Source organism: Lewinellaceae bacterium (assembly GCA_020636135.1).
Lineage (GTDB): Bacteria > Bacteroidota > Bacteroidia > Chitinophagales > Saprospiraceae > JAGQXC01.
In genome coordinates, this window is the sequence record JACJYK010000002.1 from 283586 (window position 1) to 306767 (window position 23182).

Below are 23182 nucleotides of genomic sequence, written 5' to 3' on the forward strand. Positions count from 1 at the left end.
CGACAAAAACCTGAAATAGAAAGGATCAGCCAGCCTATGAAGCGTCTTGTCATCCGGAATATGATCTATGTGATATTGGGGTTGTTTATGGTCGCTGTGAGTCATGCACAGGAGCCTTTTCAATTTGAATTCCTTCCCGATTTGCCGCCAAATAAGGGGCTTCAAACCCAGCCTGGATTGGCTGGACCCTACATAGGAGTCACTGAAGGTGCCCTGGTGCTTGCAGGAGGAGCCAACTTCCCGGAGGGGATGCCCTGGGAGGGTGGAATAAAACAGTATTACGACGGTATTTTCTATCTGACCAAAAGGGAGGATGGAACAATAGAGTGGAAATTATCAGCATCGGTATTGCCACAACCGCTGGCTTATGGAGGATGCGTACCGGTACCCGGTGGGTTGTTCGTTTTCGGTGGGAAGAACATAAGTGGTACTACGGATCAATCCTGGCTTGTCAACCTGGACCCGGTGACCGGATCATGCCAGATCGATGAAGGTGAACCATTGCCCATGGCTTTATCTGATTTTGCTTTTACGGTGGTAGGCGATTACGTATACGTTGCCGGTGGTGGAGATCAGGCAGGGGTAAGCACCAACACTTTTTGGCGCTATCCGGTCAGTGGAGCCAATGCACTGAAAGGTGGGTGGCAGCAACTCGAAGACCTGCCGGGACCGCCCCGGAGTTTCGCATTGGCTGCGTCCCAGAGTGATGGCAACCATAACTGTTTCTATCTTTTCAGTGGCCGGACGATAACCCAGGATGGTTCGATAACCTTATTACAGGATGGCTACGTGTATGACCCGGAGCTTGGGCGATGGTCCCGGCTGAACCAGAACGTTGCATTTACCGTGATGGCAGGAACCGCTTTCCCATTAGGCGCAGCCTCCATCGTATTTCCTTCCGGAGCGGATGGTGAGCTGATGTCAAGGGAACTTGCATTGCGTGACACACTGCAATTAGCCCAATCTGCAGGCGATTCTTCAGAAATGAAGCGCCTGGATAGGGCCCTGACCGGTCATATCACCGGACATCCGGGATTTAAAACCAAAATCAGGATTTTCAATACCATTACACAGGAAATGGAAATCAGAGGAGACCTGCCAACCACCGGACAGGTGACGACCACGGTCGTCAGCTGGGACGGCGGATTCATTTTGCCTTCCGGAGAGATCCGGCCGGGCGTACGCACACCAAAAGTCCTGAAGATCATTCCGGAGAACCATAAAAAGACCCTGGGTGTCTGGGACATCCTGGTTATCATCATCTATTTTGCTTTGCTGGGTTTTATGGGTTATTTCTTCTCCAACCGGCAGAAAGATGTCAATGACTACTTCAAAGGAGGGAATCGGGTGCCGTGGTGGGCGGCAGGACTTAGTATTTTCGGTACGGCCCTGAGTGCCATTACCTTCATGGCTATTCCCGCCAAAACGTATGCCACCGACTGGTCTTATTTTATGATGAATATGACCATATTTTTGGTTGCCCCGATTATCATTATCCTGTTTATCCCATTTTACCGGAACCTGAACATTACCACCGCCTATGAATATCTGGAGAAGCGATTTAATCTTACTGTCAGGTTACTGGGCAGCTCATCATTCATCCTGTATCAGGTTGGAAGGATGGGTGTCGTACTTTTCTTACCCTCCCTGGCACTAAATGTGGTAACCAACATCGACATCATTACCTGCATCGTTCTGATGGGAGTGATCAGTTTGATCTACACGATGATGGGGGGCATTGAAGCGGTCATCTGGACGGATGTGGTTCAGGTCGTGGTATTGATGGGTGGAGCTATACTGTGTCTTGGCCTGATCTTATCCCAGTTGGATGGAGGCATTGGTGAAGCCATTCAGGTGGCTGTGTCAAATCACAAGTTTAATGTGATCAACCTGGATTTCTCGCTGAAGCAGCCTACGGTTTGGGTCATGTTAATCGGTGGGGTTTTTGCCAATCTGACCACCTACGGTACGGATCAGACCCTGGTACAGCGATACCTCACCACCAGCTCCAGACAAATGGCCAATCGAAGTGTCTGGACCAATGCCATACTAACCATCCCGGCTACCGTGATCTTTTTCTTCCTGGGCACAGCGATGTATGTCTTTTTCAAACGATTTCCGGAAGAGCTCAATCCGTCGCTGGCAAATAATGATGCCCTCCTTCCCTGGTACATTTCTTCCCAGCTTCCGACCGGAATTTATGGCTTGCTGATCGCGGGTATCTTTGCAGCGGCCATGAGCAGTTTGTCCAGTAGCATTAATTCTGCGGCAGCTGCCTATGTGACGGATTTTCATTTGCGTTTTAACTGGACACCTATGGCCAGTCACCTTTATGTGGCGAGGATCACCTCAGTCGTTTTTGGCGCTGCCGGAATATTTTTTGCAATATTGATGTCGAGCTGGGATATCAAGTCCCTGTGGGATGAGTTTCAGAAAGTGCTGGGCCTGATCATCGGCGGGGTAGGTGGTGTATTTTTATTGGGTATCCTGACGCGCAGGGCGACATCCGTCGGCGCCATGATCGGGATCATCGGCAGTATTGGAATCCAGACCCTGGTCGCGTATTATCAACCGGTACATCTGTTATTGTATTCCATGACGGGAGTGGTATCCTGTTTCATCATCGGGTGGTTTTTCAGTTTATTCCTGGGTGAACCGCTCACAGCGACTGATCTGACGTATAAAGATTTACGGGCGAATAATAAACAGATCAGACCGTGATACGCATCCTGCTTCCAACCTATTTATTCCTCGTGATGGTATGCTGTCGGTCTGCACCGGATCAAGTAAAAGGACCGCTCAATGTACTGATGATTGTGGTGGATGATCTGAATGACTGGATTACCTTGTTTGATCCGGCGAATCCCATCAGGACACCAAACCTGGCCAGACTTGCGAGCCGGGGTGTATTCTTCTCCCGGGCGTATTCCGCTTCACCTGCCTGCAATCCCTCCCGGGCTTCCGTTTTATCCGGCCTGAGACCCAGCCGGACAGGAGTATATGGTAATGCCTCGGATTGGCGCAGTGCGACTGTCGGTAAACCTACACTTCAAAGGTATTTTAAAGACCACGGATACTATGTCGCCGGTGCCGGTAAGATCTTTCATCACCACAAAGACTGGGCCTTTCACGACAACGGCTCCTTCAATGAATATTTGATGATGAGCATAAACGAACCATATCCTCCGCACAAGTTGAATGGTTTGGAAGACTATGGTACCAGGAATACCGACTGGGGGATGTGGCCGGAGCATATCGAGGAGACTGCGGACTACCGCACCATGAAATATGCTGTGGATTTCCTGGAAAAAGAACACCGTGATCCATTTTTCCTGAATGTCGGGATCTACAAACCGCATTCACCATTTTTTGCTCCAGCGGACTACTTTGAACAGTATCCGATGGAAACATTGACGATGCCAGACACTTCCCCGGACGATATGAGGGACTTGCCGCAAGGAGCCAGGACTTTGCTGGAGCCTTCCGATTGGTTCTGGACCGGTATGATGGAGTCCCTGAAAATCAAACCGGAATCCTGGAGGACCTACGTACAGGCATATCAGGCCTGTGCCAGTTTTGCAGACGATATGATCGGACGGGTCATTGATGCTCTGGATCAAAGTTCGTATCGAGACAACACCATCATTGTCCTATGGTCCGATCACGGATTCCACCTGGGTGAAAAGGAACACTTTGAAAAATTTGCCCTTTGGGAAAAAACCAACCATGTACCCTTCATCATTATTGCTCCAGGCGTCACTTCTCCTGGTTCGGTCGAAAATATACCGGTCGATCTTAGTGTAATCTATCCGACCCTGAGTGAACTGTGCGGGTTGCCGGTACCGGATGTAGACGGTACCAGCCTGGTTCCTTTATTGCAAAATAGGCCCATGCAGCTGGGACCGGCTTTGTCTACGTACGGGAAAGGAAATCATGCATTACGTACGGATCGGTGGCGTTACATAAGATATGCCGATGGAAGTGAAGAATTGTACGATCATTCTTCCGATCCTGACGAGTACACCAATCTGGCTCTTCAAGCCGTGTATCGGACATTAATGGACAGTCTTGCGCAGTTTTTACCGGTTAATGAAGCCGACCAGGTACCCGATCTTTAATGCGTAGTGGGTTTCTTCGGGAATAAAAAAGGCCGGAACCTAATGGTTCCAGCCTCCTCTGAAATTATTTGAAGCGTTTGGATTAACTACACGAATCGGTACAGCTGCGGATGTCATTATCCACCTTCCAGTTGTTTCCGGTGGCTTCACAGCCGCATTCAGGCGCCTTTTCGGCCATTGCATCTTCTTCACTCATTGAGATTTTGAAGGCAACCGCCTCATCACCGTTTTTGGCGGTGACGGCATAAAAATAGGCTCCGGAATCTTCGTTCTTGACGACCGAAACGGTCTCTACTGCCGTGACATCATCAAAAGATTGGCTAATGGCGCTCGAAAGCTCCTGGTTTGAGATTTCTTTCACCGTCGTGAATGTGGTCGTTGCATCCTGGCCCTGGAATTGATTCGTTGGTACTGATAAAAACATGATAGCACTAGCTATCAGGCTAGCAATGAGCTTGACCATAAGATTACTGATTTAAAAGATGAATTAAAAAGCGTCTATTCGTGGAGGATGACTGTATCTATATAATCGCTATTTGTAAGTGGTTATTATTTAGGGATAATAAATTAACAAATGTTAATGGGATCGGAAACAGTATTCAGTACTCAGTATTCAGAAGAGTATTATCAGGCGGCACAAACCCTTCAACAATCAACATTCAATCCTCAACATTACTCATATTGCCACACTTCCCGGACCGTAAAGTTCAGATTCTTTTGCATCCGGTTGTCTTCATGTATTTCCAGGCGAAATCCGTAAGCCGGAATAAGCGTCAGCTCCATGTTCCGGGTACCGGTGATCTGATGCATAGCGTAAGAAATGTGGATTGAATCAGGGGTTGACGTTTCACCCGGCCAGATCATGATGGATCGTACGTATGGTTTTTTACTGATAGCCTCATACGTAAGCGGGTTGTCCCTGGTCTGCCGGAACTGATCTGCGAAGGAACGGTCGTTCAGGGCAAAAGACTCCAGAAATTTAAGGTCCTGATGAAATTCAGTGCTGTCGATGGGTTTGGTTTCTGTTGCTTCACCGGCGTATTGTAGGGTTTTCGATACCGGGTGGAACTGGTTTTGCTGGTAGATCGAATGCAGCATGGCTGGCAAATCTACCGGTAATGGAGCCAGGTTTCCGGATGCCGCATCCTTATCGGAGCACGATACCAGGACACTCAGGAGTAGGAAATGCAACAGGAACCTGGTCATGAACTTCCTTTAAGTTCCCGGATCAGGGAGTGGCCGGTCATCTCCCGGGGTTGTGCAATACCCATCAGATGCAATAAGGTCGGTGCTACATCCGCCAGGATACCGTCAGACACCTCATAGTGATGTCCCGGATAAATGACGATGCACGGAACCGGATTCTTGGTATGAGCGGTATTGGGAGTTCCGTCGTCGTTGATCATATAGTCCGAATTGCCATGATCGGCTATGATTACCAACCGGTATTTTTTTTCAATGGCAAGCGGGATCAGCCTGCTCAGACAGGTGTCCACTGTTTCTGCAGCTTTAATAGCCGCCGTGAATACTCCGGTATGACCTACCATATCCGTATTCGCAAAATTCAGACAGATGAAATCCGGGGGATCATTGGATATGCGGTTCATGATGGCATCGGTCACCTCGATGGCACTCATTTCTGGCTGTAAATCGTAAGTTGCCACCTTGGGGCTGGGAATCAGGATGCGATCTTCGCCCGGAAATTTTTCTTCACGACCACCGGAGAAAAAGAAGGATACGTGAGGATATTTCTCGGTCTCGGCGATACGTACCTGGGTTAAGCCTTGAGAAGAAACTACCTCACCCATGGTATTGACCAGGTTATCGGTCGTAAAGACCACCTGTAAACCTTTAAATTCCTTATCATATTCCGTCATCGTGACGTAGTCCAGTTTGAGGGCCTTCATCCCCTGTTCCGGAAAGTCCTGCTGGGTTAACACCTGGGTGATTTGCCGGGGACGGTCTGTCCGGAAATTAAAACACATGACGGTGTCACCATCCTGGATCCGGGCCAATGGATGTCCCTCCATATCGGTCACCACAATGGGTTTCAGAAATTCGTCGGTGACGCCTTCGTGATAACTGGATTCTACCGCTGAAACCGGATCAAGTGTTTTTCTACCTTCTCCGTGGACCAGCAGGTCGTAGGCGAGTTTTACACGTTCCCAGCGTTTGTCCCGATCCATTGCGAAATACCGGCCGATAACAGTGGCAATCTGCGCATGCCTGCCCTGCAAGAAGTGTTGCAAATCCCTGAGGTATCCGACGCCGGATTTGGGATCGGTGTCCCTTCCGTCCATAAAGGCATGAATAAAGACCTTTTCACATCCACAGGATTCCGCCATTTCGATCAGCGCTTTCAGGTGGTTGATGTGGGAGTGAACACCACCATCCGAAACCAGACCGATAAAATGCACAGGCTTCCCGGACTTAGCTGCCTGATGAAAAGCATTATTTAGCGTGGGATTATCAAATAGTGTCCGGTCACGGATCGCTTTATTTATCCGCGCCAGTTCCTGATAGACGATGCGCCCGGCACCGATATTGAGATGCCCGACCTCGCTGTTACCCATCTGGCCTTCAGGCAGCCCTACATCCTCTCCATAGGTGATCAGTTCACTATTGGGATAGTCCCGGTAAAGGGCATCTACAAAGGGTGTATTGGCTTGAGCTATTGCGCTTCTGGATGGATCCGGACCATGTCCCCAGCCATCCAGTATGATTAAGAATCCCTTATTTGTCATGATAACTGCTTGATAGGCTTAGTTGGCACAAAAGTCGGAAGAATGGCAATAAAAAATACCATGCTTAGGTTAATATCTTGTTATATTCTGCCGATTCGCATGGTATTTGACAGCCTGTTTGTGACGGACCGGTATCTGGTCGTCAAAAGGTAAAAGATGCAGGATCGAATTTTCATCCGCATTCATTTGTTTACATTTTTAGTTTGTTTTGCTTATACGTTGTAGAACTACATTGAAACTAAATGATTGCATATGAAAACCTTATTGTTGAGTTTTGTCGTAGTCACCTCGCTTGCTGTGGACCAGAATATGGAGTCCATCTACCAGGCGATGTCTTCCGGGCAGGTAGATCAACTATTGGCCCAAATGGATGACCAAATCGAGTTACACGTCCTGGATCATCAGACAATATACGACAAATCACTGGTTCGCAACCACTTACAGAAGTTTTTCCAGGATCATAAACCGAAATCGTGCCAGCCCATCCATAAGGGGGCAAACAAGTCGGATGAAACTTCATTTACCATTGCCAAGCTGACAACTGAGGACGGAGAATACCGTGTATTCTTCTACTTTAAACAGCAGGGAGATAAGTTTCTGATCCAGGAGATGCGCATTGACCAAGACTAAAATCGAAGTTTGGTGCAGACGGGGACCATTTGATCCTCAGAAAGTAAATGATCAGAAAAGAATATTCTGGATACGGGTGTCTGATGTGAATCTGGCACCCTTTTTTAGTAGTGACAGAATGAAATGATACGATACAACAAACCGAATGAATGTCGAAGGCAGAAATGATCCAGTCAATGCCGGTCAAATGTATCCCGGTCGTAGAAGTAGCGTTGGTCCTGCGTAGGCTCATCTTCATAACTGTAGCGTATTTCTTCATCCGGATCTTTGGCATGCCGGAATATAAAAGCTACCAGGATGCCGACCAGTGCTCCGTAGAGGTGGCTTTCCCATGAGATACCCTCCTTGATGGGCAATACGCCCCAGATAAATCCGCTGTACAATATGGTCACGATCAGAGCCAGTACGATGGAGCGAATGTTGCGCCGGAAGACACCGGACCAGAAGATAAAGGAGAGCAAACCGTAAACAACCCCGCTGGCGCCGATGTGATAAACCGGCCGTGCAAATAACCATACAGCCAAACCAGTGCCCAGATAGATCAGTACAAAACTGATGAATGCAATGCGGCGATAGAAGACGGCAAGAATGAGGGTCAATACAAACAAGGGTACCGTATTGGATATTAAGTGTCCCCAGCTGCCGTGGATCAGAGGAGCAAATAAGATGCCTTTAAGTCCGGAGAGATGGTGGGGATAGATTCCCAATGCCCCTAGTTGACCATTTAACAGATACTGAAACCCTTGGACGATCCAGATCAATACAACCAAGAGTACCGGCCATCGCAGTCTTTGTCCGGCTTGTTGCATAAAACTAGCTTCAGGTTCCGTGCCTTGGTTCATGGTATTAATTTAAGCGTACCCTGCAAAAATCCTAAGGTACCGCTTTGCATGCATCCTTTTTCGATGAATAGCCGGATTAGACAGATGGATATTTTCGGCGGATCAACCGGATAAAGGAGGTTGCTAATTCTGATTTGTCATCCTCGGCCCAATGATTAGGCATGGCAATTTCCCGTACCAGGTAAGCCTTGGCATCGTTAAATTGTGCAAATGAATTCAACCTTCTGATGGTATCAACAAACTTTCCGGAATCCCCTCCGAATAATTCATTGATGATCAGGATCCGCTCATTGACCCCAAAGGCTCTGGACAAATCCGAGATGGGAAGCTGCGAAAGTTTTTCAGACAGATCAGATGCCTTATTGGCATCGAACAATCGCAGGACAGCCTGTGACGGATTGATGCTTTGGGTGTAACTGGGTGCGGGTACTTCTACCGGATCCGGATCAGGTGCTGGTATGACCGGGTCAGACGGAATTACGGGTTGATGTACGGATAGGGTACGTTCCGGGACCGGTAGTGGATCGGCTGCAACAGGTCTTCTTATTTCAGATGGGGTGACCCGTTCTTCCACATAATGGGTGCCATTGGTATGGACAAACGGTTCTTGTTTGGGTGGTTCGGCTGGTCTTGCAACAGGTTCCGTATATTTTGGAGTTTCCTGATGAACGATGGGCCGCGGCTCGTATTCCGGCTTAACTGGTTTGCTGGCTGCTACCGGTTCCTGGTGCAGCGTCTTGGTGGAGCTGGTCCGGTGCTGCTGTACCGGCTCAGCCTCATCCAAAAACGAGTCATAGAGCTTACGCAGGTAGCTGAGCATCAGATCACGCTCGAGAGGTGACAGGTCGTTATCCGTCATGCGGATGTTTTGCCACAAAAGATTGATTTTATCCAGGTTGTTTTTGGCTTTATCCCAATTCATATTTGTTATACTTACTACTGGTTTTTAATTAGAATGAATTCTCAGGTTGGTTTCGTATAACTATTGATTGATAATTTCTTTTTTTGTTCCACCAATCAGTCCACTATAGACAGTTGCGGCAGAAACCATGCCAAATATTATTAAAAAATGTAATATAATTTACGTTCTGGATGTTTTTAGAACCACATTTCAAAGGGCAGCGCAGTGGATGGATCGAAGTGATCTGCGGATCCATGTTCAGTGGTAAAACGGAGGAGTTGATCCGCCGTTTGAAGCGTGCCCAGTTTGCTCATCAGGAAGTGATGATCTACAAACCCAAGATTGATACCCGCTATCATGAGCAACGCATCGTCTCCCATGATGAAAATGCCATCCGGTCGAACCCGATTACGTCATCGCGCGAAATGCTGGATCAGGTCGATGGTATAGAAGTGGTAGGCATTGACGAAGCGCAATTTTTTGATCCCGAACTGCCGGATGTCTGCCAACAACTTGCCAATCGAGGGGTCCGGGTCATTGCTGCCGGGCTGGATATGGATTTCAGGGGCAAGCCATTCGGTCCCATGCCTCACCTGCTGGCCATCGCAGAATACATCACCAAGGTGCATGCGATCTGTGTGCGTTGCGGGAACCTGGCCACCCACTCCTTCCGGTTGACCGATGAAGCGGATACGGTATTGGTCGGAGAGAAAGACAAATACGAACCACGCTGCAGGACGTGTTTTAATATGGGAAATATCCTGGACCTGCGTTAACGACGGCTGGCTAGTTTAGCCAGTAATCGCAGGATCTCCAGATACAACCAGATTACGGTAACCAACAAGCCAAAGGCAGCATACCATTCCATGTATTTTGGAGCATTTTGCTGAGCTCCATCCTCTATAAAACGGAAATCCATCAGCAGGTTCAGGGCAGCAACAACCACAACGACCAGAGAGAAAACTATGCCAACAGTCCCATTATCATGGATGAGAGGTACATGCATTCCGAAAAGATTTGCAACCATAGAAATGATGTAGCATAAGGCGATTCCCGCCGTCGCTGAAAATACGATCATCCGGAAGGTGTCGGTCACCCGGATGATTCGCAGCCGGTAAATGATCAGCATGCCGAACAGAATGGAAAAGGTCAGTAATATAGCTTCCATTGCGATGCCCGGAACACCATCATCAAAGAACGCCGAGATAGCACCTAACGCCAGGCCTTCGGCAACGGCATAGACCGGAGCCAGGTAAGGAGCCGTGGTTTTTTTGAAGATTATGATCAAAGCAAGGATGAATCCGGAGATGAACCCGACCTTCATCAGAATACTCACCAGTGCGCCGTCATCCGCGCGTTGAAACAAATTCCAGGTAAACATAGCGGCAAGCAAGGTCGCAAAGCCCAATAGAAGCACTTTTTGGGTAGCTCCAAGAATGGTCATGGTGGGGGCCCCGGAGTCAATGTGATCAAGAGTTTGGAAGGTGCTGGCACCAAGAGCAGGATTTTTCGTTTTAAAGAGAGCCATATTATCCAGTTTAAGGGTAAAACAAATCTAAATATAATAATCTGTAGTCATCCTTCGTCCGGAAAAATGGGAGGTCAAAACCTTAATTTATTACTCAGGATTAATCTCATACCCGTAAGATGATCCTTCTTCTATAGCAGTTATCCGGTTCCTGGTACCGGTACTCTTCAACCACTGAACCATTTCATGTAACCAATGTTACAGATCAGACAGTTTTACTGCTGTACTTTTGTTCCTGCATTATAAAATAAATCAATTGATACCATGGCAACGGTCAAACTAACAACCGAAAAATTCAAGACAGACATTTTTGATTATACCACCGAAAAAGAGTGGAAATATAAAGGTGATAAGCCGGCAATCATTGACTTTTATGCTGACTGGTGCGGTCCCTGTAAAATGGTGTCTCCCATCCTTGAGCAACTTTCCAATGAACATCCGGAAATCATCATCTACAAAGTGGATACGGAGGTAGAACAGGAATTATCCATGGTGTTCCAGATCCGGAGCATCCCAAGTATTCTCTTCATTCCGATGGATAAAACGCCCATGATGCAAGCCGGGGCATTACCCAAAAATATCCTCGAACAGATCATCACCAAAGAATTACTGGCTCCAGCTGAATGAGGGGAGGGCAGAAAGGTGACAAAAGTTACAGAGGTAGAAGAAGTATCAGAAGTAGAAGAAGTATCATAGGTAGAAGAAGTATCAGAGGTAGAAGAGGTTGAATGCTGAGAAACCATCCATGCCAGACCTCTTACAAGCATATAAAAACCGCAATTCGTTGCGGTTTTTTTGTTTCCGGCAATAGCGACCATACTATCTCCTTTCGTGATTCCGGGATAGATTGAGACAACTGGTCCGCGGTAGTCGTGATTTTTCACCGGAAAGCCTAACCTAAGCCGTTCTCTTCGGACTTATCTTCGTATCAGACCCTACTTCTTGTCTTCCGGACTACTCAACTTACTTGCGTTCTCCTTACCTTTGCGCTTTCTTAAAATCAACAGACCAATTCTGAGCATGAAAAAGATCCAATCGGCCCTGATATCCGTCTACCATAAAGAAGGACTGGACCATATCATCCGCCAACTGCATGAATTAGGGGTTACGATCTATTCTACCGGCGGCACCCAGACGTACATTGAAAGCCTGGGAGTGCCTGTGAACACTGTAGAAGACCTGACCGGTTATCCCTCCATCCTGGATGGCCGGGTAAAAACGCTCCATCCGAAAGTATTCGGAGGTATCCTTGCACGCCGTGAAGAAAGCCATCTTAGCCAGCTCGACGAATACAATATACCAGCCGTGGACCTGGTCATTGTTGATCTTTATCCATTTGAGGAAACAGTCCGCACGACGAGTGATGAAAAAAAGATCATTGAGAAGATCGATATCGGTGGCATTGCTTTGATTCGTGCCGGGGCCAAGAATTTTCAGGATGTGATCATCGTACCTTCCCAGCAACAATACGGTAAGCTGGAGGCATTACTGGCAGAAAAGGATGGTTATTCGGACCTGCAGGACCGCAAGGAATTTGCAACGGCAGCTTTTGCAGTTTCTTCCCACTACGATACAATGATACACCGGTATTTCGCCGGGGGTTCTGTATGGGATAGCAACGTGCCGGCATTCAAGGAGAGCATTCCTGCTGCCATGGACATGCGTTACGGAGAAAACCCGCATCAATCGGGACGTTTCTTCGGCCCGTTGGATGAAGTCCTGATACAGTTGGGTGGCAAAGAAATCTCGTTCAACAACATGGTAGATATTGATGCCGCAGTGGGATTAATGACTGAATTTAAGGATGACGCTCCTACCGTGGCCGTATTAAAACATACCAACCCCTGCGGATGTGCTCAGGCCGATTCGGTTGAGCATGCCTGGGATAAAGCATTGGCCGGGGACCCGGTATCTGCTTTCGGCGGCATTATCATCAGTAATCAGAAAATTGATGTTGGAACTGCCGCCAAAATCGATGAACTATTTTACGAAGTGTTGATTGCTCCTGACTACACGCCGGAAGCACAGGCCCTTCTACTGAAAAAGAAAAAACGCATCATTCTGCAGTTGAAGGCCTATCCTTCCGCCAAATACCAGTACAAAAGCATCTTAAATGGAGTGATCGTACAGGAAACAGACCGGAAAAGAGAGTCTGAAAGCGATTTGACCTGGAGTACGGTACGGAATGGTAATGAGCAGGAGACAGCCGATCTTTTATTTGCGGTACGTTGTGTCAAACATTTGAAATCGAATGCAATAAGCCTGGTCAAGGACCGGCAGCTGGTAGGTATGGGATGTGGTCAGACTTCGCGGGTTGATGCCCTGAATCAGGCCATTCTGAAAGCCCGGCACTATGGGTTAACGCTGGAGGGTGCAGTCATGGCCTCGGATGCTTTTTTCCCATTCCCGGATTGTGTTGAAATTGCGGATGAAGCAGGGATAACTGCCGTTATTCAACCCGGCGGTTCGATCAAGGATCAGGAGAGCATTGATTATTGTGACCAACACGGCATGGCCATGGCGCTGACAGGTTTCCGCCACTTCCGGCATTGATGGATATATGACAGAGTTGGTCTTGGATATCGGTAACCAGCGGATCAAAGCCGGCATCTTTCAGGATAATATCCTGAAGAAAGTAGCAATCTTTCCGGTGGGTGATGTTAAAGAAATATTAAACCTTGGTGACCAGTATTCTCCTGTAAGCGTCATAATGTCAAGCACATCCGTTTTAGAACAGGAAATGGCCAAGGCATGGAATAAGCTTTCAACTGTAATGATCCTGGACCATACCTTGCCATTGCCGATCCGGAATGATTACGCGACACCCAAAACGTTGGGCAAGGACCGGTTGGCCGGTGCGGTAGCAGCAGCTGCCAAATTTCCCGGTGAGCCGGTATTGGTTGTTGACGCCGGAACATGCGTAACCTATGACCTGGTCGATGCGGAGAACTCTTTTAAAGGAGGGTACATCACGCCAGGCTTAAGGATGAGGTTTCAGGCTATGCATGATTTTACTGCACGGCTGCCCAGGGTGGAGCCTGCCGAACGAATAAATCTTTACGGCAGAACCACAGAGGACGCCATGCGATCCGGTACAACAGCCGGGCTGGTAGAAGAGGTGCGCGGTCTGATTCGTCGCTTTCGCCGTTCCTTTCCCGGCCTGCACGTAATCCTTACCGGTGGTGATGGATTTTTTTTGTCAAAACAACTTAAATCTGAGATATTTGTGGAGCCAAATCTAGTTCTGGAGGGCTTACATCGGATTTTAAGATTCAATTTATCTTTATGAGGAAGCTTTGCATCCTGATCATACTTTTCGCTTTTGTACAGGGAATGGATGCCCAACCAAAGGTAAATTCACCTTATTCAAGATTTGGCCTGGGTGATTTCTTCTCCCAGGATTTTATCGCAGTGACATCGGTTGGTGGCACATCTGCCTCCTATACCGATCCCTACCACGTCAATCAGGCCAATCCGGCCTCGCTGGGTTATCTGCGGGCCACTTCTTTTGACGTCGGTGTGAATGTCGGCCGCACCAGGCTGACCGAACCTTCCCAATCCGTCAGCCGCTGGTCAGGGAATCTCAGTTACCTTTCTCTTGCTTTCCCTCTGATCAACCCCATCAATGAAGTATTGGAACGCAAGCAGAAGCCACTGCACCTCGGCATGAACGTAAGCCTGATGCCCTATACCAATGTTGGTTATAACATTGAGGACAGTATCCATATTTCCGAAATAGGTCAGGTGTCCCGGCAATATCGTGGATCAGGTGGAACGTATAAAGTTCAGTGGAACAATGGTCTGAAATACAAAGACCTCGCTGTAGGCCTTAGTTTACAGTATCTTTTTGGCAACATGGCCTATACACGGCAGGTTGATTTCCCGGATGCCTCTTCCTTTTCTGATGTATATGATGACATCATCGGCGCAAAAGGTTTTTTGTGGAATGCCGGGGCGATGTACGACATCGTTCTGGATCGCGAGGAAGCCAAAGCCAAAGACCGTCAGCCGGATAAAATTATCACGGTGGGATTAACGCTGCACAGCAAACAAAGCATTCGGACCCGTTCCAGCTCACTGTATCGCCGGGTATTTGCCACCTCCGGGGCTCTGATCGATACCATCCAGTATGTGGATGATGTCCAGGGTGATGGAACCCTTCCGGGTGGTTTTAGCGCCGGTATTTCCTACCGGCAGGGATTTAAATGGCGCGCAGGCATCAATTTCGCTTCAGAAGGTTGGTCAAAATATAAAAACAGCGCCAAGCCGGAACTCTTGCAGAATGCTTGGACGTTATCCTTTGGTATCGGTTACCGGCCGGATATCAATGCCTTTAACCGATTCCTACAAACCATCGATTACCGTTTAGGAGTGCGCTTTGGAAGCGATCCGAGGGTCTACAATGGTGATCAACTTCATGAATATGCAATAACTTTGGGTGTTGGCGTTCCTTTCTTTGTTCAGCGCAAAATATCGTTCTTGAACGCCGCTCTGGAATATGGACAGTTCGGCCAACCCGATATACTCAAAAACTCGTACATTCAATTGAATGTAGGTTTTACACTTAATGACGATGAATGGTTTCTAAAACGAAAATTCAATTAATCATGAAAAAAATCATGCTTTTGATCAGCGGGGTATTCTTGCTGGGAACCGTAGAACTGCCGGGCCAGTGTACGACTTGGAACTCCTTGGCTCCGGCACAAAAAGAAGAAGCGGAGAACCTGCATGTTACCTACCGGGACTTTATCAAAAGAGAAGACTACGACGGTGCTTTTGCGCAGTGGCAAAAAGCATTTGATCTCGCTCCGGCTGCGGACGGATTGCGGGATGATCACTATGTAGACGGGGTGGCGATCTACAAACATAAATTCCAGCAGGCTACAGATGAAGCCAAGAAAAAGGAATTTATGGAAAAAGCCCTTGGTCTTTACGATCAGGCGATTCAATGTTATCTGGATAAAGCCATCCAGGTGCCCAACTGCAATGAGCAGGCTTGTATCAATCGTACCGTAGGTTTGCTTTATGGTCAAAAAGCATACGATCAGTTTTATACGTTCAATACACCTTATTCATCTACCAGAGAGGCCCTCGATAATGCCATCAAATATGCCGGCAAGGATAACCTGTACACCATTTTTATGCCTTACGCAACCATCGCCGTCTATGAATTTCAAAAAGGTCGCATGGAAAAAGAGGAAGTGCGTGATGTCTATGATATCCTGAATGAAATCGCGGATTATAATGTCGAGAACAATCAGGACTATGGCGAATATTTCCAGCAAGCCAAAGATGCCATGAACGGTAAGTTTTCTGAAATCGAATCGGAAATCTTCGACTGTGCCTACTTTAAACAAAAACTGGAGCCGGAATACCGGGCTAATCCTGAGAACCTTGACGTATTGAAGTATGTATACAGCAAGCTGACACAGGAAGGTTGTGATAAAGAGGATCCTTTCCTCGTTGAGCTCTCGGGCAAATATGAAAAATACGCTGCCGAAGAGAATGCACGCCGGATGGCTGAATTTGAAGAAGCGAATCCTTCCTTTGCAGCCAAGAGGCTCTATGATGAAGGCAACTATACCGAGGCCATCAACAAATACCGGGAAGCCATCGATCAGGAATCCGATGATGCCAAAAAAGGCGAATATTGGTTCTCAATTGCATCCATCCAGTTTCGGAAAATGGATCAGTTAAGCACTGCCCGCGAATCAGCTTATAAGGCGGCAAGACTGAAGGAAAACTGGGGACGCCCCTATATGCTGATCGGTGAAATGTATGCACAATCCAGTCGGAATTGTGGTGATGACGCATTCGAAAGAGGACTGGCGATCATAGCTGCAATCAACAAATGGTCCCAAGCCCGCAGCGTCGATCCGGAAGTATCGGATGAGGCTTCTGACCTGATCAGCCGTTACAGCAAATACAAGCCACCTAAGGAAGACATTTTTCAGCGTGGTGCCGACGGTAAATCCTATAAAGTAGGATGCTGGATCGGTGAAACGGTGACGGTTTCTCTGTAAGTAACAGAAGATCTTAACTATCCCAAATAAATGCTTCGTTTGTTCAACACACGAAGCATTTATTATTTTTGGAGTGGTACCATTAAAAGGACATTTATCATGAAGCGCGGATCAATCTTGGCATACCTGACCGGTTTATTACTGCTCATCGGCTTGGGCTGTTCACCCAAAGTGACGGATCAAACCTCGACGTCTACAAATAATGAACCGGAGCCCCCTAAAGAAGCCGGACCATGTTCTACCTGGTTTGAGACAGGCCATCAGGATGAAGCAGAGACCGAGCATGTCCTGTACAGGGATCTTATCCGCAAGGAAGAATTCGTCGAGGCATTGCCCCACTGGCGTAAGGTGTTTGCCTGGGCTCCCATGGCCGATGGACAACGATCCATCCAGTTTGATGACGGTATAGCGATTTACGATTTCATGTTCCAGCAGGCCACATCGGATGCTCAAAAAAAGCTCTATCTGGATTCCGTCATGTATATCTATGATCATTTGGGGCAGTGCGAACCGAAGGCTCAGATTGAAGGACGCAAGGCTTTCGACTATTATTATAAGTACCGTGCGATGACAGATGACTATACGATCTATCAACTGTTTAAACAGGCGGTGGATAAATATGGTCTGAAAACTGATTATTATGTCCTGAATCCATTCACTGCGCTGATATTACAGATGTATGTGGAAGACCGTATTTCCATGGCTGAGGCACAGAAGTACAGTCAAAAAGTCAAAGCTATTCTAGCAGAAGGACTTGCTAACTGCAAAGATGACAAAGCTTGTGAACCATGGAAGATCATCGAATCGTATGCCCCTGTTCGCCTGGAGGAATTTGAAGGCGTGGAAGGATTTTACGATTGTGCCTACTACATGGACAAATACTACCAGGAGTACCTTGATAATCCGCAGGATTGTGATGTTATCCGGACCGTTCTGGCCCGCTTCCGTTGGGGAGGCTGTGATCCCGAAGACCCAAAGGTAAAGGAACTGTTGGGTGCGCTCCAGGTAAATTGTGTGGTGACCACGGAGACAGGCCCGCTGCGGCAGGGATTTGATGCATTGCAAAATGGTAAATACAAGGACGCGATTGATCAATTCCTTGAATTCGTTAAGAATTCCGATGACCCGGAGAAAAAAGCGAAATACTTGCTGGTAGTCGCCAAGATCTACTACGGCAACCTGCGCAATTTTCCTCAGGCCCGGAAATATGCCCTCGATGCAGCGGCACTAAAAGATGACTGGGGCGACCCTTATATGCTGATTGGTAAATTGTATGCCAGCAGCGGACCATTATGCGGACCCGGCAGGGGCTTTGACAGCCAGCGCGTGGTCTGGGCTGCAATTGACAAGTTTGAATACGCAAAAAAAATTGACCCGTCAGTGGCTGCTGAAGCCAATAAGTTGATAGGCGAATACACGCAATACATGCCAACGAATGGAGACCTCCATATGATGAACATGCATGAAGGAGACCGCTATACGGTGCCCTGCTGGATCAATGAAGTAACCCGTATCCGGGGAGTAAAAGGAGAATAGGTCATCCTGGGAAACCGTTAAGATTAGAGTGCAGGTTGGACAAGCGGGGACAGTTTCTCAACCAGGAAGATCTTGGTTGGTACACCCGGAGCTCCCCAGACCAACTGGCCATGCTGGTAAATCATGATGGTGGGAACGCCCATGATCTGCATTTTCTGAACCAGGTCCAAATGTTTGTCTACGTCAATTTTGATGATCTTGATTTGTTCTCCGAATTCATTTTTCAGTTCCTGTAAAATGGGTAAAAAGGTCATACAGGGACCGCACCATTCGGCATAAAAATCTATCAGAACGGGAATTTCGGACTGAATCAACTCATCAAACCTGATTTTCTCCATGGACTTGGTAAATTATGTAACGCAAACAGCGCAGAATGAAAATAGTTCGAGATTCTTTGTGTCAAAAACGAGCCGTAGACCAATGAATAGCTGCACTTTGGTACTTATCGGATTGACCACTCTCCTGATCGCCTGTGGGCAAACACCCCGGACAACCGAACCCGAAACAGATACGGATCTGGCAGTGTACAGTTATTACCATACCAATCCGGCAACTCAATTTGAACGGGAAGAAAATGCGATCATTGATTACCTGGGAGCTCATTATCCTGGGGCGACACGATTGGATTCGGGTATCTATTTGAAGATCCTGGATCTGGGCAGCGGAGACCCCCTCAAATGGGGAGATCTGATCCAGGTGGATTACAAGGTATCATACGCAGACGGCCGGATGATCGATGGTACCGAACGAAGAGGGGAGCCACTGAAAACCTACATCGGTAACGGAGTGGACGGATGGAACCAGGCTTTACAGCAGCTGCACGTCGGAAGTCATGCCGTCTTTGGGCTCACCAGTTCCCGTGCGTATAAAGAAAAGGGGTTGGGTAATGCCATACCACCGGATACACCGTTGATCTTTGAAGTCACTATTGAAAAAATCCTGGATCCCAGTGATTATTAGCCGCGGTCGAAATGCTGGATGATCCTTTCAGCCAATTCAAGGCCGATGCGGGTCTGTGCTTCTTCCGTACTGGCGCCGATATGGGGTGTGACGGAGACTTTATCGTGCGATAACAGGATTGGATTCGGTGTCGGTTCATTCATAAAGACGTCGATGCCGGCTCCTCCGACCTTGCCACTATTGAGTGCACTTAACAAGGCATCTTCATCGATGGCTCCACCGCGGGCGGTGTTGATCAGAATAACTCCATCTTTCATTTTTTCAATCTCTGCAGCGCCGATCAGAGGTTTACCTCCTTTGAAAGGCACATGAACGGTGATCACGTCGGCTTCCTGCAGCATGGTTTCCATTTTTTCTGATTCCAGGTGCAGGCGAACCTTGATGTCGGAATACCGGTCGAATTCAATATCAATTTCGGCTTCGTCAATCACGATATCTACGGGGATCACATGCATGCCCAGGGCCAGGGCTATGCGGGCTGATTCCTGGCCGATACGGCCCAGACCGAGGATTCCGAGCGTTCTTCCCCGCAATTCAAAACCACTGGAAAAACGTTTTTTAAGCTTGGCAAAATCAGTGCCCTTGGGGAGTTCCCGGTTTGAGAGGTGCAGCCCCCTTGCCAGGGCGAAGATGTGGGCGAAAGCCAGCTCAGCAACCGATTTAGATGATGCTGCCGGGGTGTTGAACACGGTGATGCCTTTGCTCTGGGCGTAATCCACGTCGATATTGTCCAGCCCAACACCGCCTCTGGCGATGACCTTGAGATTTGGACACTGATCGATCAGATCTTTGCGGACTTTTGTAGCACTGCGCACAATGATTACATCGTACTCAGGTAGTCTCTGGGGTAATTCCTCCTGGGGAATTTTTTCGGTATCTACAATGAAATTAGCTTCTTCCAACAGGGTTTGACCATCCTGTTCAATACCATCATTGACTAATATACGTATCATACTCCCGGTTGATTTTACCTCACAATTTTAAATAAAATATAGGGAAATCCCTTTACAAGTAGGAATAACCCCTGGAATGAGGCCTGGGGTATGCCTTTCAATATTGCGTATTTTGAAAGAATGGTTGGTGATTATTCTATACCGGCAAATTAACAACCAATATTTATAGAGATACGTGAATAAGAGCAAATGAAATTTTTTTTGCCATTGGGATACCGAGAGCCATTCCAGGAACCGTCTACCCATACCTGTGCGGCTATTGATTGCCGGAATCCTGCCCTTTGTTCATCTTGTCCAGCAGGGCCTGCATATCCAGGATGTCCTTTTTCAGCTTTTCATTTTCTTTCATCAATTCCTCGATCCGGGCTTCTTTGATCCGGACCTGTTCTTTCAGAATATCCAGGTTGTCGGTGTTAGCCGGATCACTGGAGGTAACCGTAACTTCCTTGCCATCCAGGTGCAGTAAGTGTTTGATGTTGGCGATACCATCTTCGCCGTTCACATAGGCGGCTACCAGATAAGCGACAGGTGCCAGGATGATGATCAGAAGGAAAAACCGGAAACATCCGGTTGTTTTATAGGGTCTGCGACTCATAGTCCAATATGAATTTAGATGTTACCAATTTACCGGGAATAGCCTTATTTCAAAGCATCTTTTCTACTGAAGGGCTTCATTTTCGGATTAAGCTGTGTATTTAGGGGCAGATCATCCAATTTTACTCCAGGTGATCTGATCCGCAATATGGTCCAGATAGAATCGCAGGGGAGCGTTGAACTCGGACTGCAACTGGGGGTCTTTGGTCAGTATCGCTTTGGCCAGAGCCCTGGCTGCCTGCAGGATTTTCCCGTCTTTTCCGAGGTCTGCAATGGCAAACTCCATTTGACCACTTTGTCTGGTACCTTCGATGTCACCGGGACCGCGTAATTCCAGGTCCGCCTCAGCGATTTCAAATCCGTTATTGGTGCGCACCATGATATCAATGCGTTTTTTTGCTTCGGCGGAAAGATTGAAGCCGGTCATCAGCAGGCAGTAGGATTGTTCTCCTCCCCGGCCGACGCGGCCTCTGAGCTGATGCAGCTGGGACAAACCGAAACGTTCTGTATTCTCAATAACCATCACGGAGGCATTGGGTACATCCACGCCTACCTCGATAACCGTCGTAGAGACCAGGATCTGAGTCTTGCGATCAATAAATCGCTTCATTTCATATTCCTTGTCTTCCGGTTTCATCCGGCCATGCACGATGCTCATCTGGTATTTGGGCCGTGGGAAATGCTGGAGCAGCGCTTCGTATCCGGTTTGCAGATTTTGCAGATCCAGTTTTTCCGACTCTTCGATCAGTGGATAAACCACATAGATCTGCCGGCCGGCTTCGATTTGCATCCGCAGGAACTCGATTACCTGCGGACGGGTGGCTTCCGTCCGGTGCAATGTTTTTATTTCTTTCCGGCCCGGAGGTAATTCATCAATGACGGATACATCGAGGTCTCCATAAAGCGTCATAGCCAGGGTTCTCGGTATGGGTGTGGCGGTCATGACCAATACATGCGGTGGATGGGGTGATGCTTTCTGCCAGAGTCGGGAACGTTGTTCCACGCCGAACCGGTGTTGTTCATCGATGATACACAGCCCCAAACGCTTAAAGCGAACCGGATCCTCCAGTAAGGCATGGGTGCCTACGATGATGTGGATTTCACCGGCATGCAACCAGCGTAATATCTCCTTGCGCTGGTTGCCCTTCACCGAACCAGACAGGTAGGCAATGCGGATACCCAGTCCCTGCGTTAACGCCGTAAGGGAACGGTAGTGCTGGCTGGCCAATATCTCAGTGGGTGCCAGTAGGCAGCTTTGAAAACCGTTGTCCAGGGCGATCAGCATGCACATCAGGGCAACCATCGTTTTCCCACTGCCTACATCACCCTGAAGCAGCCGATTCATCTGGTAGCCGGACCCCAGGTCCTTACGGATCTCTTTGATGACCCGCTTTTGGGCATTGGTAAGTTCGAAGGGTAATTTTTCACGGTAAAAATCATTGAGGTGATCTCCTACGACCGGAAAAGCATAACCGGCGGTTGCCAGAGTACGCTGTTGCTTCAGATAAAGTAACCTCAGTTGGGAGAAAAACAATTCTTCAAACTTCAGACGGAAAGTAGCGCGATCCAGTCGTTCCTGGTCCGGTGGATAATGGATGAACTCAAGGGCCTCCTGCCGGTCCATCATTTTCGTTTTTTGCAGGAGGTAGTCTGGCAGTGTCTCCGGTATGAGGTCTCCTTTCAACCGCTCCAGTAAATGTGCGACCAGTCGGGCCCGGCTCCGGCTGTCCAGGCCTGCCTGGTTCAGCTTTTCCGTGCTCCGGTAAACCGGCTCAAATCGAACCGCCTTTTGCTGACCCCCGGTTTTTTCGATTTCCGGGTGCGCCATGGTTGCAGTCCCCTTGAATACATTCACCTTACCGTATAAGATGTATTCATTCCCGACAACCAGGTTCTCAATCCATTGAAATCCTTTGAACCAGATCAGCTGCAGGATGCCGGTATCATCTCTCAGTTTGCCAGTCATTCGTTTTTTTCGGCCGACACCGATGGTGCGCAGGTCGGTAAGAATGCCTTTGACCTGCACCGTACTCCCGTCATCGGTTATGTCCCGGATCTGGTGAAAGGTGGTTTTGTCAAGGTAGCGAAACGGAAAATCAAACAACAGATCTGCAAAAGTATGAATGCCCAGCTCCTGCTGAAGCAGTAAGGCCCTTTTGGGACCGACTCCTTTCAGGAATTCAATGCTGCTGAGAAGAATGTGATTTCTGGCGATCAATGTTTCGCTTTTCGTAGTCAAGTAAGGTATTGCCGCTTAGTGCAAAGGTAAGCACCATTTGTTATTTGAACCCGGAGGCACCGTACAGCGTTAAGAGGTGCTGAGAATTATAATATATTTGCATTAAATCTCGCT

At 48.0% G+C, this 23182-nt stretch carries 21 protein-coding genes; 11 read left to right on the forward strand and 10 right to left on the reverse strand.

The window, feature by feature from the left end:
• The first annotated feature begins 36 nt into the window (after positions 1-36).
• Together H6570_16240 and H6570_16245 are read left to right on the forward strand one after the other, a co-directional pair.
• Positions 37-2721 (forward strand): sodium/solute symporter, encoded by a 2685-nt coding sequence (locus H6570_16240; GenBank protein ID MCB9320833.1) that lies wholly within the window; start codon positions 37-39, stop codon positions 2719-2721.
• Entirely contained in the window at positions 2718-4118 is a 1401-nt protein-coding gene (locus H6570_16245; protein ID MCB9320834.1) for a sulfatase, read from the forward strand. Before H6570_16240 ends, H6570_16245 begins: the two co-directional genes overlap by 4 nt.
• Positions 4119-4200: 82 nt before the next feature.
• Here the strand turns inward: H6570_16245 and H6570_16250 are convergent, their stop codons facing one another.
• The 3 genes from H6570_16250 to H6570_16260 all read right to left on the reverse strand — a co-directional run bounded on the left by H6570_16250 (position 4201) and on the right by H6570_16260 (position 6862).
• Complete coding sequence (locus tag H6570_16250) at positions 4201-4581, reverse strand: hypothetical protein (protein MCB9320835.1); 381 nt, start codon at positions 4579-4581, stop codon at positions 4201-4203.
• A 209-nt stretch (positions 4582-4790) separates the two neighbouring features.
• Positions 4791-5324 carry a hypothetical protein gene (locus H6570_16255; protein ID MCB9320836.1) on the reverse strand — a complete coding sequence of 178 codons (534 nt, stop codon included), beginning with the start codon at positions 5322-5324 and terminating at the stop codon, positions 4791-4793.
• On the reverse strand, positions 5321-6862 hold the full coding sequence (locus tag H6570_16260; GenBank protein ID MCB9320837.1) for a 2,3-bisphosphoglycerate-independent phosphoglycerate mutase: 1542 nt from the start codon (positions 6860-6862) through the stop codon (positions 5321-5323). The genes H6570_16255 and H6570_16260 overlap by 4 nt, the downstream gene beginning before the upstream one ends.
• A gap of 252 nt (positions 6863-7114) precedes the next feature.
• On the opposite strand from H6570_16260, the gene H6570_16265 reads away from it, so the two are divergent.
• The gene (locus H6570_16265; GenBank protein ID MCB9320838.1) at positions 7115-7492 is read left to right on the forward strand and encodes a DUF4783 domain-containing protein; all 378 of its coding nucleotides are present in this window, start codon (positions 7115-7117) and stop codon (positions 7490-7492) included.
• Between the two features lie 173 nt (positions 7493-7665).
• On the opposite strand, the gene H6570_16270 is transcribed toward H6570_16265, so the two are convergent.
• Positions 7666-8334, reverse strand: coding sequence for a rhomboid family intramembrane serine protease (locus H6570_16270; protein ID MCB9320839.1), 669 nt, complete (start codon positions 8332-8334; stop codon positions 7666-7668).
• 76 nt (positions 8335-8410) lie between these two features.
• Positions 8411-9256, reverse strand: coding sequence for a hypothetical protein (locus H6570_16275; protein ID MCB9320840.1), 846 nt, complete (start codon positions 9254-9256; stop codon positions 8411-8413).
• Between the two features lie 170 nt (positions 9257-9426).
• On the opposite strand from H6570_16275, the gene H6570_16280 reads away from it, so the two are divergent.
• Positions 9427-10011 carry a thymidine kinase gene (locus H6570_16280; GenBank protein MCB9320841.1) on the forward strand — a complete coding sequence of 195 codons (585 nt, stop codon included), beginning with the start codon at positions 9427-9429 and terminating at the stop codon, positions 10009-10011.
• Here the strand turns inward: H6570_16280 and H6570_16285 are convergent.
• Positions 10008-10763, reverse strand: coding sequence for a Bax inhibitor-1/YccA family protein (locus H6570_16285; protein ID MCB9320842.1), 756 nt, complete (start codon positions 10761-10763; stop codon positions 10008-10010). The two genes, H6570_16280 and H6570_16285, sit on opposite strands and share 4 nt — an antisense overlap.
• A 264-nt stretch (positions 10764-11027) precedes the next feature.
• Here H6570_16285 and trxA point away from each other — a divergent pair, with 264 nt between their 5' ends.
• The 6 genes from trxA (at position 11028) to H6570_16315 (ending at position 18322) form a co-directional block, all read left to right on the forward strand.
• Complete coding sequence (gene trxA / locus H6570_16290) at positions 11028-11390, forward strand: thioredoxin (protein ID MCB9320843.1); 363 nt, start codon at positions 11028-11030, stop codon at positions 11388-11390.
• Positions 11391-11777: 387 nt separating this feature from the next.
• Positions 11778-13316, forward strand: a complete 1539-nt coding sequence (purH, locus tag H6570_16295; GenBank protein MCB9320844.1) for a bifunctional phosphoribosylaminoimidazolecarboxamide formyltransferase/IMP cyclohydrolase — start codon at positions 11778-11780, stop codon at positions 13314-13316.
• 7 nt (positions 13317-13323) lie between these two features.
• Positions 13324-14052 carry a type III pantothenate kinase gene (locus tag H6570_16300; GenBank protein ID MCB9320845.1) on the forward strand — a complete coding sequence of 243 codons (729 nt, stop codon included), beginning with the start codon at positions 13324-13326 and terminating at the stop codon, positions 14050-14052.
• Positions 14049-15368 (forward strand): hypothetical protein, encoded by a 1320-nt coding sequence (locus H6570_16305; GenBank protein MCB9320846.1) that lies wholly within the window; start codon positions 14049-14051, stop codon positions 15366-15368. The genes H6570_16300 and H6570_16305 overlap by 4 nt, the downstream gene beginning before the upstream one ends.
• A 2-nt stretch (positions 15369-15370) precedes the next feature.
• Entirely contained in the window at positions 15371-16786 is a 1416-nt protein-coding gene (locus H6570_16310) for a hypothetical protein (GenBank protein ID MCB9320847.1), read from the forward strand.
• A 99-nt stretch (positions 16787-16885) separates the two neighbouring features.
• Positions 16886-18322, forward strand: coding sequence for a hypothetical protein (locus tag H6570_16315; protein ID MCB9320848.1), 1437 nt, complete (start codon positions 16886-16888; stop codon positions 18320-18322).
• A gap of 23 nt (positions 18323-18345) precedes the next feature.
• On the opposite strand, the gene H6570_16320 is transcribed toward H6570_16315, so the two are convergent.
• Positions 18346-18660 carry a thioredoxin family protein gene (locus H6570_16320; GenBank protein ID MCB9320849.1) on the reverse strand — a complete coding sequence of 105 codons (315 nt, stop codon included), beginning with the start codon at positions 18658-18660 and terminating at the stop codon, positions 18346-18348.
• Between the two features lie 82 nt (positions 18661-18742).
• Here H6570_16320 and H6570_16325 point away from each other — a divergent pair, with 82 nt between their 5' ends.
• On the forward strand, positions 18743-19282 hold the full coding sequence (locus H6570_16325) for an FKBP-type peptidyl-prolyl cis-trans isomerase (GenBank protein ID MCB9320850.1): 540 nt from the start codon (positions 18743-18745) through the stop codon (positions 19280-19282).
• Here the strand turns inward: H6570_16325 and H6570_16330 are convergent.
• The 3 genes from H6570_16330 to recG form a co-directional block, all read right to left on the reverse strand.
• Positions 19279-20235: a D-2-hydroxyacid dehydrogenase gene (locus H6570_16330; GenBank protein MCB9320851.1), complete on the reverse strand. Its 957-nt coding sequence runs from the start codon at positions 20233-20235 to the stop codon at positions 19279-19281. The two genes, H6570_16325 and H6570_16330, sit on opposite strands and share 4 nt — an antisense overlap.
• Before the next feature lie 256 nt (positions 20236-20491).
• Complete coding sequence (locus tag H6570_16335; GenBank protein MCB9320852.1) at positions 20492-20830, reverse strand: TMF family protein; 339 nt, start codon at positions 20828-20830, stop codon at positions 20492-20494.
• A gap of 111 nt (positions 20831-20941) precedes the next feature.
• Entirely contained in the window at positions 20942-23044 is a 2103-nt protein-coding gene (gene recG / locus H6570_16340) for an ATP-dependent DNA helicase RecG (GenBank protein MCB9320853.1), read from the reverse strand.
• Between the last annotated feature and the right edge of the window lie 138 nt (positions 23045-23182).

What these genes read in the sequence shown, in the direction of transcription:
- H6570_16240 (MCB9320833.1), top strand. Translation starts at nt 37, where the DNA reads ATGAAGCGTCTTGTCATCCGGAATATGATCTATGTGATATTGGGGTTG.
- H6570_16250 (MCB9320835.1), bottom strand. Translation starts at nt 4,581, where the DNA reads ATGGTCAAGCTCATTGCTAGCCTGATAGCTAGTGCTATCATGTTTTTA.
- H6570_16255 (MCB9320836.1), bottom strand. Translation starts at nt 5,324, where the DNA reads ATGACCAGGTTCCTGTTGCATTTCCTACTCCTGAGTGTCCTGGTATCG.
- H6570_16260 (MCB9320837.1), bottom strand. Translation starts at nt 6,862, where the DNA reads ATGACAAATAAGGGATTCTTAATCATACTGGATGGCTGGGGACATGGT.
- H6570_16265 (MCB9320838.1), top strand. Translation starts at nt 7,115, where the DNA reads ATGAAAACCTTATTGTTGAGTTTTGTCGTAGTCACCTCGCTTGCTGTG.
- H6570_16270 (MCB9320839.1), bottom strand. Translation starts at nt 8,334, where the DNA reads ATGAACCAAGGCACGGAACCTGAAGCTAGTTTTATGCAACAAGCCGGA.
- H6570_16275 (MCB9320840.1), bottom strand. Translation starts at nt 9,256, where the DNA reads ATGAATTGGGATAAAGCCAAAAACAACCTGGATAAAATCAATCTTTTG.
- H6570_16280 (MCB9320841.1), top strand. Translation starts at nt 9,427, where the DNA reads ATGTTTTTAGAACCACATTTCAAAGGGCAGCGCAGTGGATGGATCGAA.
- H6570_16285 (MCB9320842.1), bottom strand. Translation starts at nt 10,763, where the DNA reads ATGGCTCTCTTTAAAACGAAAAATCCTGCTCTTGGTGCCAGCACCTTC.
- trxA (MCB9320843.1), top strand. Translation starts at nt 11,028, where the DNA reads ATGGCAACGGTCAAACTAACAACCGAAAAATTCAAGACAGACATTTTT.
- H6570_16300 (MCB9320845.1), top strand. Translation starts at nt 13,324, where the DNA reads ATGACAGAGTTGGTCTTGGATATCGGTAACCAGCGGATCAAAGCCGGC.
- H6570_16305 (MCB9320846.1), top strand. Translation starts at nt 14,049, where the DNA reads ATGAGGAAGCTTTGCATCCTGATCATACTTTTCGCTTTTGTACAGGGA.
- H6570_16310 (MCB9320847.1), top strand. Translation starts at nt 15,371, where the DNA reads ATGAAAAAAATCATGCTTTTGATCAGCGGGGTATTCTTGCTGGGAACC.
- H6570_16315 (MCB9320848.1), top strand. Translation starts at nt 16,886, where the DNA reads ATGAAGCGCGGATCAATCTTGGCATACCTGACCGGTTTATTACTGCTC.
- H6570_16320 (MCB9320849.1), bottom strand. Translation starts at nt 18,660, where the DNA reads ATGGAGAAAATCAGGTTTGATGAGTTGATTCAGTCCGAAATTCCCGTT.
- H6570_16325 (MCB9320850.1), top strand. Translation starts at nt 18,743, where the DNA reads ATGAATAGCTGCACTTTGGTACTTATCGGATTGACCACTCTCCTGATC.
- H6570_16330 (MCB9320851.1), bottom strand. Translation starts at nt 20,235, where the DNA reads ATGATACGTATATTAGTCAATGATGGTATTGAACAGGATGGTCAAACC.
- H6570_16335 (MCB9320852.1), bottom strand. Translation starts at nt 20,830, where the DNA reads ATGAGTCGCAGACCCTATAAAACAACCGGATGTTTCCGGTTTTTCCTT.